The 14324-nt window shown below is 66.9% G+C and carries 16 protein-coding genes; 5 read left to right on the top strand and 11 right to left on the bottom strand.

What is annotated here, in order from left to right; genetic code table 11:
• Window positions 1-26: 26 nt before the first annotated feature.
• Window positions 27-767 (top strand): guanylate cyclase, encoded by a 741-nt coding sequence (locus tag AB4Z55_RS10560; RefSeq protein WP_248643125.1) that lies wholly within the window; start codon window positions 27-29, stop codon window positions 765-767.
• Window positions 768-806: 39 nt separating this feature from the next.
• Here the strand turns inward: AB4Z55_RS10560 and AB4Z55_RS10555 are convergent, their stop codons facing one another.
• Window positions 807-1409, bottom strand: coding sequence for a TetR/AcrR family transcriptional regulator (locus AB4Z55_RS10555; RefSeq protein WP_369519690.1), 603 nt, complete (start codon window positions 1407-1409; stop codon window positions 807-809).
• A gap of 106 nt (window positions 1410-1515) precedes the next feature.
• Between AB4Z55_RS10555 and AB4Z55_RS10550 the strand changes: the two genes are divergently transcribed.
• Entirely contained in the window at window positions 1516-2337 is an 822-nt protein-coding gene (locus AB4Z55_RS10550) for an SDR family NAD(P)-dependent oxidoreductase (RefSeq protein ID WP_369519689.1), read from the top strand.
• A gap of 22 nt (window positions 2338-2359) precedes the next feature.
• On the opposite strand, the gene urtE is transcribed toward AB4Z55_RS10550, so the two are convergent.
• From urtE to AB4Z55_RS10520, 6 genes are all read right to left on the bottom strand, one after another.
• Window positions 2360-3052, bottom strand: coding sequence for an urea ABC transporter ATP-binding subunit UrtE (urtE, locus tag AB4Z55_RS10545; RefSeq protein WP_369519688.1), 693 nt, complete (start codon window positions 3050-3052; stop codon window positions 2360-2362).
• 3 nt (window positions 3053-3055) lie between these two features.
• Window positions 3056-3931, bottom strand: a complete 876-nt coding sequence (gene urtD, locus AB4Z55_RS10540; RefSeq protein ID WP_101821069.1) for an urea ABC transporter ATP-binding protein UrtD — start codon at window positions 3929-3931, stop codon at window positions 3056-3058.
• Entirely contained in the window at window positions 3928-5040 is a 1113-nt protein-coding gene (urtC, locus tag AB4Z55_RS10535) for an urea ABC transporter permease subunit UrtC (RefSeq protein ID WP_004022534.1), read from the bottom strand. Before urtC ends, urtD begins: the two co-directional genes overlap by 4 nt.
• Entirely contained in the window at window positions 5037-5924 is an 888-nt protein-coding gene (gene urtB / locus AB4Z55_RS10530; protein WP_004022535.1) for an urea ABC transporter permease subunit UrtB, read from the bottom strand. The genes urtC and urtB overlap by 4 nt, the downstream gene beginning before the upstream one ends.
• Window positions 5925-6024: 100 nt before the next feature.
• On the bottom strand, window positions 6025-7338 hold the full coding sequence (urtA, locus tag AB4Z55_RS10525; protein ID WP_369519687.1) for an urea ABC transporter substrate-binding protein: 1314 nt from the start codon (window positions 7336-7338) through the stop codon (window positions 6025-6027).
• 279 nt (window positions 7339-7617) lie between these two features.
• Window positions 7618-8664 carry an oxygenase MpaB family protein gene (locus AB4Z55_RS10520; RefSeq protein ID WP_369519686.1) on the bottom strand — a complete coding sequence of 349 codons (1047 nt, stop codon included), beginning with the start codon at window positions 8662-8664 and terminating at the stop codon, window positions 7618-7620.
• Between the two features lie 115 nt (window positions 8665-8779).
• Between AB4Z55_RS10520 and AB4Z55_RS10515 the strand changes: the two genes are divergently transcribed.
• Entirely contained in the window at window positions 8780-9385 is a 606-nt protein-coding gene (locus AB4Z55_RS10515; protein ID WP_004022538.1) for a TetR/AcrR family transcriptional regulator, read from the top strand.
• Window positions 9386-9414: 29 nt separating this feature from the next.
• Here AB4Z55_RS10515 and AB4Z55_RS10510 read toward each other — a convergent pair whose 3' ends face one another.
• On the bottom strand, window positions 9415-10665 hold the full coding sequence (locus AB4Z55_RS10510; RefSeq protein ID WP_354562325.1) for an MFS transporter: 1251 nt from the start codon (window positions 10663-10665) through the stop codon (window positions 9415-9417).
• Between the two features lie 81 nt (window positions 10666-10746).
• Window positions 10747-11448, bottom strand: coding sequence for a TetR/AcrR family transcriptional regulator (locus AB4Z55_RS10505; RefSeq protein ID WP_354562230.1), 702 nt, complete (start codon window positions 11446-11448; stop codon window positions 10747-10749).
• A gap of 105 nt (window positions 11449-11553) precedes the next feature.
• On the opposite strand from AB4Z55_RS10505, the gene AB4Z55_RS10500 reads away from it, so the two are divergent.
• Window positions 11554-12540 (top strand): ATP-binding cassette domain-containing protein, encoded by a 987-nt coding sequence (locus tag AB4Z55_RS10500; RefSeq protein WP_354562232.1) that lies wholly within the window; start codon window positions 11554-11556, stop codon window positions 12538-12540.
• Window positions 12537-13379, top strand: coding sequence for an ABC transporter permease (locus tag AB4Z55_RS10495; protein ID WP_354562233.1), 843 nt, complete (start codon window positions 12537-12539; stop codon window positions 13377-13379). The genes AB4Z55_RS10500 and AB4Z55_RS10495 overlap by 4 nt, the downstream gene beginning before the upstream one ends.
• Window positions 13380-13393: 14 nt before the next feature.
• On the opposite strand, the gene AB4Z55_RS10490 is transcribed toward AB4Z55_RS10495, so the two are convergent.
• Both AB4Z55_RS10490 and AB4Z55_RS10485 read right to left on the bottom strand, forming a co-directional pair.
• Window positions 13394-13903, bottom strand: coding sequence for a carboxymuconolactone decarboxylase family protein (locus tag AB4Z55_RS10490; protein WP_354562235.1), 510 nt, complete (start codon window positions 13901-13903; stop codon window positions 13394-13396).
• 26 nt (window positions 13904-13929) lie between these two features.
• The gene (locus AB4Z55_RS10485) at window positions 13930-14262 is read right to left on the bottom strand and encodes a hypothetical protein (protein ID WP_101821078.1); all 333 of its coding nucleotides are present in this window, start codon (window positions 14260-14262) and stop codon (window positions 13930-13932) included.
• Between the last annotated feature and the right edge of the window lie 62 nt (window positions 14263-14324).

Below are 14324 nucleotides of genomic sequence, written 5' to 3'. Positions count from 1 at the left end.
GCCCGGGGACGCATTAGCCTTCATTCGTGCCCACCAGCAGAATTCTCTTCGGCCGAGACCGCGCCGACGCCGGCATCTCGTTGACCGACGCACTCGACGCCACCCGCACCGGCGACATCTGGCTCTTCCGTGGTCATTCCGGACCCGACCGGGCCATCCGCACGCTGACCAATGCGCCGGTGAACCACGTGGCGATGGCGGTGTGCATCGATGATCTGCCCCCACTGCTCTGGCACGCCGAGCTCGGCGATCGCCTGACCGATGTGTGGACCGGATCGAACCATCGCGGCGTTCAGCTGCACGATGCGCGAGAAGCCGTCGAGCAGTGGATGATCCGCTACAAGCAGGCGTGCTGGTTCCGTCAGCTCACCCCGGAGGTCACCCTCGATCAGGAGAACGCTCTGCTCAAGGTGATCGCCGAACTCGACGGGACACCGTTCCCGACGACCGCACGCCTGGCCGGACGGTGGTTTCGCGGCCGGGTGCCCAACTCGATCGATCTCGTCCGGGGCATCCCCTACCTCGACCGCAAGGTCCGTCAACGACGCGATGAGCGGCAGCAGCGCCGCAACCGCACCACCGACGGCGCCGGACTCGAAGCCGCCTACTGCGCCGAGGTGGTGGCGATCACCTACCGCGAGATGGGCATCCTCGACACGTCGAAGGATTCCAACTGGTTCGACCCCGGGCGATTCTGGAGCGGCGACGATCTCCCCCTCCACGCGCCGCATGACCTCACCCCGGAAGTCGGGGTCCGGCTCGACTGACCTCTGCGCGCGGGCGCCGGTCATTCGGCAGCGAACGCCTCATCCGGTACCGAACGCCCGGAGCGTCGCCTCGACCAATGCGTCGGCATACGCCGGGGTCAGCGGTCCGCTGCGGTGTAACCACCGTTGGAACAGTGGGGCGTAGAGCATCTCGAGGAACAGGTCGAGGTCGGTTCCGGGCGGCAGCTGACCGTCGCGCTCGGCAACACGGAGTCGAGCCTTCTTGGCATCGTCCAGCGGTCGCGACAGCTTCTCCCGGTACTCCGTCGCGAGGTCGGCGTCGTTCGCGATCTCGGTGTTGACCGCCCGGATCAGCCGGTCGAAGGACGGATCGCCGAACTCCGCGACCGTGGCTCGCACGACCTGCTTCAGGTCGGCCTCGAGATCCCCGGTGTCCGGCAGGACGACCGACTGCCCGTCGGCATCCTCGCTCAGGGCCAGCACGGCCGCGAAGACGACCGCACTCTTCGACGGCCACCGCCGATAGATCGTCTGCTTGCCGACGCCGGCACGGGCAGCGATCGCCTCGACGGTGACCTTGTCGTACGGCTCCTCGACGACGAGGGCCCGGGTCGCCTCGAGAATCGCCTGTCGAGACCGCTCCTTTCGACGTGAGTGGTCCGGTCCGGCGTCGTTCCTCATGTCGCCAGGCTAGTACACGAAACGAGACGGTCCGTCTTGACACCCGACACCGGGACGTCTAACTTACTTTCGAGACGGAACGTTCCGTTTACTTGAGGAGGCGACCATGTCAACCCCACGGGTCTGGTTCATCACCGGTGCGTCCCGCGGACTCGGGCGAGCGTTCGCCGAGACGGCCCTCGCCGCCGGCGATCGTGTCGTTGCCGTCGCCCGCGACGTGGATCCGCTGGCGCCGCTGGTCGAGCGATACCCCCAGCACCTGCGCCCGCTGTCGCTGGACGTCACGGACCGGCAGGCCGTGTTCGACGGTGTCGAGAAGGCGGTTGGCGCTTTCGGCCATCTGGACATCGTCGTCAACAATGCAGGCGGAATGCTCTACGGGATGGTCGAGGAAGCCTCCGAAGCGCAGATCCGGGCGCATCTCGACCTGAACTTCTTCGGAGCCGTCTGGGTCGCGCAGGCGGTGCTACCCCACCTGCGCGCCCGCGGCGGCGGACGCCTGCTGCAGGTCACGTCGATGGGCTCCGGCGGTGGGATGGCCACCGTCGGCTATTACGGAGCCGGCAAGGCGGCGCTCGACTCGGTCAGCGAGGCGCTGGCGATGGAGGTCGAGCAGTTCGGCGTCAAGGTCACCATCGTGCAGATGGGCGGCTACGACACCGGGTTGTTCACCACCGGGACGACCACCACCGAGCCGATGTCGCAGTATCAGGATCTGCGCACCGGGATGGAGGAGTCCTGGGGTGACGACGCCGGGCCGTCACCGGCCACCGCCGCGCCGGTCATCCTGCAACTCGTGGCGCTCCCCGACCCGCCTCGACGGCTGATCCTCGGGAGCCAGTCGTACGATCACGTGCTGGAGATGGACCGGGCGCGTGCGGAGAACTATCGGGCATGGGAGCACCTCAGCCGACAAGCGCCCGGCTGAGGCACCCCGCAACCTCCTCGAACTAGATCGTCATCGCTTCGCGCACAGCGGTTTCCGCAGTCGAACCGCCGTCACCCGACGACGTCACACGCCCGCTCTCCAGCACGTAGTACCGCTGCGCCGCCTCGAGGGCGAAACCGATGTGCTGCTCGACGAGGAGCACTCCCAGTCCGCCGCGCTCCGTGAGCGTGGTGATGGTCTGCTCGATCTCGGCGACGACCGAGGGCTGAATGCCCTCGGTCGGCTCGTCGAGGATCAGCATCCGCGGTTCGGTGATGAGAGCGCGAGCGATCGCCAGCTGTTGACGCTGGCCCCCGGACAGCAGGCCGGCGCGTCGTCCCAGCAATTCCTTGAGTGCCGGGAACATGTCCAGCATCTCGGCAACCAGCTCCTTGCCACGTTTACGACCGTCCGCCACGACCTGCAGATTCTCCGCAGTCGTGAGGTGACCGAAACTCTGCTGCCCCTGCGGCACATACGCGATGCCGTGCCCCACCCGGGCGCTGGGTCGCGCCCGGGTGATGTCGACACCGTCGAACGTGATCGTGCCCTTGGTGGTCTTGACGAGCCCGACAGCTGCGCGCAACAGAGTGGTCTTCCCCGCTCCGTTGTGTCCCATCACCGCGACGACGCCGTCGGTGGGTACCTCGATGTCGACCCCGTGGATCACCTCGGTGCGCCCGTAGCCCGCATGGACCCCGGAGAGTTTCAGCATGATTCAGCCCCTGTCCTGGGTCGATGGCGTGGAGAGTCCGGCGGTGTCGGTCTCGGCGGCGATCTCCTCGAGTTCCTCACCGCCCGCGGCGGTTCCGAGGTACACCTCCTGGACCTTCGGATTGGCCTGGACCTCGGCGACCGTGCCCTCGGCGAGCACCCGGCCGCGGGCGAGCACCGTGACCGAGGTCGCGAAGGACCGCATGAAGTCCATGTCGTGTTCGACGACCACCACCGTGCGTTCACCCCCGATGCGACGCAACAGGTTCCCGGTCTCCTCCCGCTCCTCGTGACTCATGCCCGCCACCGGCTCGTCCAGCAGCAGCACGGAGGCGTTCTGTACCAGCAGCATCCCGATCTCGAGCCACTGCTTCTGCCCGTGGGCGAGCACCCCGGCCGGCGTCTCGGCCAGATGCTGCAGGCCGATGGTCTCGAGCGCCTCTGCGATCGAGTCCGGGATCTGAGCCGGCCGTCGCCGGAGCATCGTCCACACCGACCGCCCCGCGCCCGCGGCGATGTCGAGGTTCTGCAGCACGCTGAGTTCCTCGAAGACGCTGGCGGTCTGGAACGTTCGGCCCACACCGAGACGCGCGATCTGGTGCACTTTCTTGCCGACGAGTTCGACCCCGGACTTCTGGATCGACCCGGTCGGCTTCACCAGTCCGGTGATCGCGTCGATGATCGTGGTCTTGCCGGCCCCGTTCGGCCCGATCAGGAACCGCAGATCACCCTGGAGCAGGGTGAGATCGACGTCGGAGACCGCCTTGAAGCCGTCGAACTCCACACTGAGACCGCGCACCTGGAGGTAGTCGCTGTCCATCCCGGCGTTGCCACCGGCGACGGGCAGGTGCTCGACGACCGTCGATTCCGCTTCGGTCATGACGACGCTCCTACCTTGCTGACGGTGTGTTCATCGATGTCGCCGGTCGGCGACGAGTCCGGGGCTCTCCGCCGCCGCCACTTGATCAATGCCCCGAGTCCGGCCAGACCGGCCGGGAAGAAGCCCACGACCACGATGAACAGGATGCCCTGGGCGTAGGTCCACCCGGACGGGAAGTTCTCCGACAGACTGGTCTGCGCCCAGGCCACCGCGATGGCGCCGAGCACCGGGCCGAGAAGCGTTGTGCGCCCGCCGATCGCGACGCCGATCAGGAAGGCGATCGAGGGCACGATCCCGACGTCCGCGGGTGAGATGATGCCGACGATGGGAACGAACATGGCGCCCGCGATGCTCGCGAACAGCGCCGCGACCGCGTAGGCGACGACCTTGGTGTTGGCCGGGTCGTAACCGAGGAATCGAACCCGCTCCTCCTGGTCGCGGACGGCGACCAGCAGTTCGCCGTACCGGCTGTACATCAGCTGTCGCGTGATGGCGACGACGGCGAGCAGGATGGCCGCGGTGATGAAGAACAACAGCTGCCGGTTCACCGGGTCGTTCAGGGCCAGGCCGAAGAAGCTGCGAAAGCGGTTGAGGCCGTTGCTGCCACCGGTGGTCTGCTGACCGATGAGCAGGATCGCGAAGGCCGCGGCGAGCGCCTGCGACAGAATAGCGAAGTAGGCGCCCTTGACCCGCCGTTTGAAGACACCCAGACCCAGCAGGATCGCGAGGAACGTGGGCACCAGCAGGATGCCCAGGATCGTCACCACCGGTGAGGCGAACGGCTTCCAGTACCCGGGCAGGTCGCTGATCCCGGCGATCTGCATGAAATCGGGCACGTCGTCGCCGCGCAGTTCGGCGTCGGAGATCTTCAGGTGCATCGCCATGATGTACGCACCGAGACCGAAGTACACGCCCTGCCCGAGGGTGAGCATGCCGCCACGCCCCCAGGCCAGGCCGATACCGACCGCGACGATGCCGAAGCACAGGAACTTGCCGAGCAGATTGAGGCGGAAGTCCGACAAGACGGCGGGCGCGACCGCGAAGAGCAGGATCGCCGCGAATCCGAACCCCGCCCAGACCTTCCACGAAGCGCTGAAATAGTCCTTCACACAAGACTCCTCGACTGGACCGTGAACAACCCCTGCGGCCGGATCTGCAGGAAGATCACGATGATGACGAACACGGCGACCTTCGCCACCGACGCCGTCGTGTTGTATTCGATGAACGAGTTCAGGACGCCGAGGGCGATGGCCGCGATGACCGCGCCCTTGATCTGGCCCAGGCCGCCGATGACGACCACCAGGAACGCGTCGATCAGATAGGTCATCCCGGTGTTCGAACTGGTGGAGCCGATCAGGGTCAGTGCCACACCGGCGACGCCGGCGAGCCCCGAGCCGATGAAGAACGTCGTGATGTCGGTACGGCGGCTGGAGATACCGCTCGTCTCGGCGAGATCTCGATGCTGGACGACCGCGCGAATCCGCCGTCCCATCGGCGTGTACTTCATGGTGACCGCGATCGCGGTCACGGCCACGATGGCCAGCAACATGATGAACAGGCGGGTCTTGGGGACGACCGCACCGAGGATGTCGACGCCACCGGACAACCACGACGGCGCCACCACGTCGACCGCCGGTGCGCCGAAGATGTCCCGGGCCAGCTGCTGGAGGATGAGTCCCACGCCGAACGTCACGAGAAGTGTGTCCAGCGGCCGGTCGTACATCCGCTTGATCAGCGTGACCTCGAGCAGGACCCCCATCAGACCACCGACGAGAAACCCGATGACGAGCGAGACGAGCAGGGACACCCCGGCATCGGAGATCAAGTACTCCTGCACCGTGTACGCGGTGTAGGACCCGGCCATGATGAACGACCCGTGGGCCATGTTGATGACGCCCATCTGCCCGAAGGTCAGGGACAGGCCGAGAGCTGCGAGGAGCAGAATCGAACCGAGGCTGAGCCCGGTGAAGAGCTGTCCGATAACGGTTTCCACGTGTCTATCCGTTCGTCGGCGGCGGGTGCCGCGTTCGTTAGGAGGGACCGTGCGCGACCCGTCCCGCGTCAGGTGGACGCGGGACGGGTCGTCGACGGTGTCAGTTGCTCAGGCCCTCGGCCCACGGGTACGACTTCAGGTAGGGGTCCGGTTCGATCGGCTGACCCGAGTCCCACACCGTGTAGATCAGTCCGTCGCCGCGGATCTCACCGATCCGAGCGGTCTTGGTGATGTGGTTGTTCTCGCCGTCGATCGTGACAAGACCCTCGGGAGCGTCGAAAGTGACGCCGCCGGCGGCTTTCTGGACATCCGCGACGGCAAAGGACTGGGCCTTCTCGACGGAGTTCTTCCACAGATACACCGAGACGTAGGCGGCTTCCATCGGGTCGGAGGTCGGCTTGTTCGCGCCGTAGGCGGCCTTGTAATCACGGACGAACGACACGTTCGCCGGGTTGTCGACGGTCTGGTAGTAGTCCCACGCGACCAGCTGGCCCTCGATGTTGTCCACACCGATGCCGCCCACCTCCTCCTCGGCGATCGACACCGAGACGACGGGCATGGCCTGCGGGGTGAGCCCGACGTTCTTGTACTCACGGAAGAACGCCACGTTGGAATCGCCGTTGAGAGTGTTGAACACGGCGTCGGCGTCGGCGGTGCGGACCTTGTTGACGATGGTCGAGAAGTCCGTCGAACCGAGCGGGGTGTAGTCCTCGCCCTTGATCTCGATACCGTTGGCCTCGGCGTACGCCTTGATGACCCGGTTGGCGGTCTGCGGGAACACGTAGTCGCTACCGACCAGGTAGAGCGACTTCACGCCCTCCTCTTTCAGGTACTCGAGCGCCGGCACGATCTGCTGATTCGTCGTCGCGCCGGTGTAGAAGATGTTCGGCGACGACTCGAGCCCCTCGTACTGCACCGGGTAGTAGAGCAGGGAGTTGTTGTCCTCGAAGACGGGCAGCATGGCCTTGCGGCTCGACGAGGTCCAGCCGCCGAACACTGCTGCGACGCAGTCGCTGGAGATCAGCTTCTCGGCCTTCTCGGCGAAGATCGTCGGCTCGGAGGCGCCGTCCTCGCCGATGAGCTGCACCTGCTTGCCCAGGACACCGCCGTTGTCGTTGATCTGATCGACGGCGAGCTTGATCGAGTCACGAACGGTGACCTCGGAGATCGCCATCGTTCCCGACAGCGAGTTCAGCGACCCGACCTTGATGGTGTCGCCGGAGGTGTCGACGCACGATTGCGCATTCGACGCCGATTCCTCGCTGGCCGAGCTGCCGCAGGCACTGATGACCAGTGCCACCGCGGAGAGGGCCGCGGGGACGAGAATGCCGTACCGCCGCCGGCGTGACCGGGTGGTGGTGGGCGGCGGGGTGTCGGCCGGCAGGGAGCCGGACGGCAACGGAACAGACGGCATCGGCGGAGCCTTTCTCACTACGTCACTGGTCCACTCAGGTGGGGGCACGACGAACACGCGGCTGTCACCGCTTGACCCCCGATGAGATACGCGCCGCAACAAAGCTTGCGATCTGGCGTATGGGGGGTAAACGTATTTTGACTTTGTTACACCGGCGTGACGTGAGATGAATTCGATGTTTCTGCTTCCGGAAGCGTCACCGCAGCCGAGTTCCGCTGAATCCCGTTGGCCTCATTGACGATTCAGAGAGGCCCAGTTTGACACAAGGACCCACAGGCGCTAGTGGGCGAATGAGGCCTCGACGTCGGCGCGGGTACGCTCGGGGTCGGATCCGAGCTCATATCGCGGAAGAGTGTGCGGCACAGTGGTCCCCCGCGCCACGCGGCGGCGCGCGGCCGCGAACTCCGGCGCCTCCCCCATCGTGAGATGCGCCGAGTTGATGATGCTCCACACCGCACTCCGGCGGGCACGCCGCTCGATCGGATTGGGCGCCCGATACATGATCAGCTGTTTCGCCCAGCGCGGCATCGTGTCACGGATCGCCCAGTCCACGGCACCCTGGGCCGGGTTGCGCACATTCAGCCCGGTCGCCATCGCATTGCCGTGCGTCAGAGCCAGTTTCGGCAGATACTCCTCGAGACAGGTGAGAGTGTCGGCCTTGGTCGTCGGCAGATCGGTACCACCGAGCGCATGGCCGACCCGAACGAATTCCCGGTAGTAGGCGTCGAGCTCGCCTCCGCGCAGCGGCTGCGGGTGGTAGATCTCGTGTGCGGTCGCGATGCCCCAGACCACCGTCGCGTAGTTCCACCGCAACCAGGACGGGTCGTCGGCGTCGTAGGCCGCACCGTCGGGGCGGACGCCCTTGATGGTGTGGTGCATCGCGCGAACCGTTCGTGCCAATCGTTCGGCGGACTCGGTGGACCCGTATGCGGTTCCCATGAAGAATGCCAGCGAGTGCCCGAGCCTGGTCATGGCACCGTCGGGATCGATGGACAGGGTCGGGGTACCGTCCTTGCGTCGCCGGACCAGCCGCGAATGGTGGACGCCCATCCAGAAGATGCTCGGGTCCAGACGTTCGAGGTACGACGCGCACTGGAGACCGAAGATGAGTGCCGGGGTGTGCGAGTGGACGTACCAGGTCGCGCTGTCCGGCCCGAACCAACCGGGGTCTCCGGCGGGATTCTCGAAGTCCATTCCGCGGAAGAACTTCGCACGGACGTGGGCGTCGAACTTGCCGTTGAGCCAGGACCCGACGAACTCGTGCGGGAGCCGGACGGGGACCCGGTCGGTGGACGGCAGCCGGAGGGGAGCCAGGGACACAGTCATCTACAGACCTTCCGCTCGGGCCGACCATCGGTCACCGTCGTGTCCAGACTAGTCCTTTGGCTACGGGTGTGACCAGATCCGGTACGGCCGGGTCACCGCCGACTATGGTGAGACGATGTCATCACCGACCCGCTGGGCGGGCGTACCGCTCGCGGACCGCCGCGCAGAGCGCAGATCCGACCTGATCGCGGCCGCCTTCGACATCTTCGGGGGCGTCGGCGTCGAGTCCGAGCTGTCGGTCCGCTCCGTGTGCCGGCACTGCGGCTTCAACACCCGATACTTCTACGAGAGCTTCGCCGACACCGATGAGCTGCTCGGAGCCGTCTACGACGCCACCGCCGCAGAGCTCGGCGCGGTGGTCATGGCGGCGATGGCCGACGCAGAGCCCGCGGTCCGGTCACGCACTCGGGCGGGTATCCGCGCGGTCCTCGGGCACGCATCCTCCGACCCCCGCCGCGGTCGCGTGTTGTTCACCGCGGGGGTGACCAATCCTGTTCTCGCCCAACGGCGCGCCGAGACCCAGGCGATGCTGCGCGACATGGCGTTCGCCGAGGCCGACGCCCTGGACACCGATCGGCTCACCAGCCGGGTACGAGCCGCCGTCTTCACCGGCGCCATGGCCGAGCTGGTGCAGCAGTTCTTGGCCGGCAGCCTGGGCGACGACCTCGACCGCGTCGTCGACGAGGCGATGGCCACCCTGCTACCCACCCGGACCTCGTAGCGGCAATCCGCGCCGTGGACGCACTGTCGCTATGGGATCGAGGTTCCGAGGCGTGTCATGAGACCACGATCGAGGGCACGGATCATGATGAGGCACCCGAGTCCGGACAGGACCAGCCCGGTCGCGAAGATCGCTGGGAACCCGAAGAGATCGCCCACGATGCCCGCGGCGAATCCGGCCGCGCCCTGCACTCCGACCACCGCGCAGGCGAACAACGTGTAATCGCTGCCCTCATACCCCTTTTGGCAGGCGTCCATCATCAGCGTGAACACCGCGACCGTCGCCGCCCCGCCCAGGATGTGTTCGGCGAGACTGGCCGTGACCACGAGCCAGAAGCCGCCGACCCCCATCGACGCCACCAGATACAGGCCGAGACTGAGCGTCTGGGTGACTCCGCCGACGAGCAGCGCGTGCCGCCGACCGTAGGTGTAGGCGAGCCACCCGCCCAGCGCCGCCCCGCCGAGTGCCCCGGCCGACGACAGCGCACCTTCGACAAGCGCGATCTGCCCCAGGGTGAGCCCGATGTCGGACATGAACGGGCCGACCAGAGCCGATGCCATCGAGTTGCCGAACTTGAAGGCGCCGACGACGAGGATGAAGCCGATCACGCCGGGGCGTCGGAGCCGCGACGCCCACCCCGTCAGCAGCAAGGCAGGTGACACCGACCTCGGCTGCCCGGGCGTCGCATCACCCCGGCGCGGCCCGGGGTCACGGGCGAGGAACCACACCCCGACGGTGACCGCGAACAGCAGCACCGACATCACGACGAAGAGAGCACGCCACCCGGCGAGGGAGAACAACCAGAGAAGTCCGCCGCCGCCGGCGATCATGCCGATCCGATAGGCGCCCACCTGGATTCCGTTGCCCAGACCACGCTGCCGCGGCTCGAGCATCGACACGGCGAGACCGTCGGTCGCGATGTCCTGCGTCGCCGAGAGCAGGTTGATGACGGCGATTCCCACCAGCAGCCAGACCAGGGTCCCGGACAGGTCGAGACACGCGAGGACGAGCGCGACGACCGCCGACGACAACTGCAGCGTGAGCAGCCATCTGCGTCGGGTGCCGTAGGCGTCGACGTAGGGCGCCCAGAGAAACTTCAGACCCCACGGCGCGAACAGCAATCCGTAGAGGCTGATCTGGGTCAGCGAGTAACCCTCCTCACGAAGGATGACGGGTATCGCCTGACTGAAGAACCCGTAGGGCAGACCCTGCGCGAAGTACAGCACCGTGAGCAGTACCAGGGTGCCGACCGCGAGCCGGCCGGCGCGCGGAGTCGACATGGACCGCGGAGTCGACATGAGTGACATCATGCCTCACCGGAGCGTGACGGTGACTGTCACACGATGCGCCTCGCACGCGCGTCAGCGCGAGCCCGTGGCGCGCGAGGCGATGCCGTCGAGGATCAGCTGCAACCCGAAGTCCTCCTCGTCGGCCTCGCCGCCCGCGCTCTGCATCGCCGCGAACAGGTACGGGAACTGGGCGGGATCGGCGAGACCGGCCAGCACCTGCTCGAAATCCGACTCCACGTCGGTACCCGTCGCCCGAAGCATCTCGATCTCCAGCCGAGTCGCCGACAGCACGTACTGTGCGAGCAGGCCGAGGATCTCGAGTTTGTCCTCACCGGGCAGGTCGAAGTCCTTCAGGATCTCGAAACCCGCTTCCATCCAACGCATTCGACGTGGCCCCGGCACCGCGACCGTCAGCGGCAGTTCAAGGAACCAGGGTCGCTGCACCATGCCGTCGATCTGCGCCCGCGTCCACGCCGCCAGATCCTCGCGCCACGCCCCCCGGCGCGGCGGTAACGAGAGTTGGCCTGCCACCGCATCCACCATGAGACTCAGCAGTTGAGCCTTGCCGGACACATGGCGATACAGGGCCATGGCCGAACAGCCCAGCGCCTCGCCGACGCGTGCCATCGAGACCGCGTCGAGCCCTTCCCTGTCCGCGATACCGATCGCCGCGTCGACGATCTGATCGAGATCGAGAGCCGGTTTGGGACCACGGGTGCCCGCCTTACCTCCTGTCCACAGCCGTCGCAGCGTCTCGTCCCCACCGACTGCCATTCGCGATCCTCCTTGCCGCGACCCTTGCCGTCGCACATAACTGCGTCTAGTGTACGCAGTTACTGTCATAAACAGTTTTGGACATAAACAGATTGGAGTCCGGCCATGCCCGGTCGAGATCGTTCGTCACCCATCGCCGTCGAGGCAGTCGGCCTCACCAAATCCCTGGGCCGCGGGGACAACCGTGTGCCCGTTCTCCGTGGACTCGACCTCGAAGTCGCGGCGGGCGAGGTCGTCGCCCTCCTCGGCCCGAACGGGGCAGGCAAGACCACCACGGTGCGCATCCTGTCCACGCTCACCCGCCCGGACGGCGGGACCGCCCGCGTGGGTGGCTTCGACGTGGCCACCCAGCGTCGCCGGGTTCGCGAGATCATCAGTCTCACCGGCCAATACGCTGCCGTCGACGACAAACTCACCGGCCGCGAGAACCTCACCATGATGGGCCGGCTGGCCCATCATCGGCGGCCGACCGTCGATTCCCGGGTCGACGAACTGCTGATCGCGTTCGATCTCACCGATGCCGCCGACCGGCTGGTCTCGACCTACTCCGGCGGCATGCGCCGCCGTCTCGACCTCGCCGCAGGTCTGCTGGACCGGCCAGTGGTGCTCTTCCTCGACGAACCGACCACCGGCCTGGACCCCCGCAGCCGCCAGATGCTGTGGCAGGTCATCGACGACGTGGTCGCCCAGGGAACGGCGGTCCTGCTGACCACGCAGTATCTCGAGGAAGCCGACCGCCTGGCCGACCGCGTCGCTCTCATCAGCGGCGGCCGGATCGGGACCGCCGGCACGCCGGACGAGTTGAAACGCCGCGTCGGCGAGGCAGCACTCGAGTTCGTCGTGCCGACCCCGGCCGAGGCAGCGGCGCTCGCCCACGATCTCGCCGGATTCCGGCCGTCGGTGCAGGCGAACACCGTTCGCGTTCCCACCGACCGCTCGGTCCCCCACACGCGCGCGATACTCGAGACCGCGGAACGCACCGCGGTCACCGTCGCGTCCTGGGAATTGCGCTCCCCCACACTGGATGACGTGTTCCTGGCCGCAACCGGTCAGACGGCTGCCCCGGCGAACGACGTGGAGGTCGCGGCATGAGCGTCCAGACGTCCGCACCGCAGCAGCGGCTCGCACCGCACCGGGGGGCAGTGCCACTGCTCCGCAACCTCCGCATCGACGCGACCACGATGTTCTGGCGTTCGTTGCGCACGGTGAGCCGCGATCCTGACGAGCTGATCCTCGCGCTCGTTCTGCCGATCGCCATCATGCTGATGTTCGTCTACGTTTTCGGCGGCGCGATGTCCGTGGGGACCGACTACATCACCTATGCGACCCCGGGAGTCATCCTGTTGTGCGCGGGATACGGCGCATCCAACACCGCCCTGGCAGTGGCGAACGACATGAACGGTGGAATCATCGACCGCTTCCGTTCGATGCCCATGGTCGGGGCAACCGTGTTGTTCGGCCACGTCGCGGCCAGCCTGGTGAAGAACTCGGTGTCCACCGCGGTCGTCCTGCTCGTCGCGATCGCCATCGGTTTCCGGCCCTCGGCATCGCCGGCCGAGTGGCTCGGTGCGGCCGGAATCGTCCTCGCCTATGTCCTGGCGATCACCAGCCTTGCCGCGCTCATCGGGGTGTCGGTCCGAACTCCCGCAGCGGCAGGTGGTTTCGGCTTCGTCATGCTCTTCCTTCCGTATGTGTCGAGTGCATTCGTGCCACCCGAGACGATGCCGACCTGGCTGCGCGGATTCGCCGAGGCACAGCCGGTCACCCCGGTCATCGAGTCGATTCGGGCGCTGCTCGTCGGCGTGGGTACCGGCGGCTCACCGGTGCACGATCTGGCGTCGCAGGCCGCGACCGGAATCGCCTGGTGCGCGGCGATCACCCTGGTGTCCCTCGCCGCGGCGGGGTGGGTGTTCATGCGGAAAGGGCGGTGACCGCAGGGTTACGGCTAGCCGTTCGCGTCTTTCGTGAACGGCGCCGCCGCCTTTCGCGGCGAGGTCCCGGGCCGGGGCCGGTACCCGCTGACGATGGACATCCGGTTGAACGCGTTGATGGTCACCGCCGCCCAGATCAGGACCGCGGTCTGCTCGGTGTCGAGGATGTCCGTCGCCCGGTCGTAGGCCAGGTCGGCGGCGTCGTGGGCGGGTAGCTCGGTGACCAGTTCGGCGATCTCGAGAGCGGCCTGTTCGACGTCGTCGTAGAGGTCCGGTGCATCGCGCCACCCGGCGATGACGTCGATCTGCTGCGTCGACAGGCCCGCGGAACGGCCCAGTTGCGCATGGAGATCCATACAGTAGGCGCAGCCGTTGATCTGCGAGCACCGCAGATTGACCAGCTCGACGAGTGACCGGCTCAACCCGATCGATTCGGCGGCCGCCGCGACCTCGGCCGACACCGCGATCAGCTTCCGGTAGACCTGCGGTGTGGTCTTGTCGATTCGCACCCGTTGCGCAGGCATGGGCCAACAGTAGCTGTCGGGTCGGGTCAGCCCGCCATCGCGGGAAACGACAAGCTGACGAGCATCAGGGCGAACAGGAACCACGCGGCGCCCTGCCACATCGGCCACGTACCGCCTCGGCGGTAGGTGCGGTACGCGGTGATCAGCGCACCGATGCCACCGAGGAGGAACGCGCCGGGAACGAGCGATGCGAGGATCATGTTGCCGCGGTCGACGGAAAGGAAGATCGCACAGGCGATCGCACCCAGCACGACGACGGCCACGACATAGAGCGCCGCCGACCGGTAGCTCCCGGAGTCCTGCCAGCGCTTCTCGACGTCGGCGCGTCCACGGTCGGAGGTGTCCTGCGAATCGGTCATGGGTCGGCGATACCCGTCCGGGCGGCCCGGTAATCACCCGCTCGCAGCCGGACCGCCACCCG

Origin of the sequence: Gordonia sp. ABKF26, assembly GCF_041103195.1 — a bacterium.
Taxonomy (GTDB): domain Bacteria; phylum Actinomycetota; class Actinomycetes; order Mycobacteriales; family Mycobacteriaceae; genus Gordonia; species Gordonia terrae.
The sequence above is the reverse complement of the archived record's forward strand: the minus strand, read 5'-3'. Positions and strand labels throughout refer to the sequence as shown.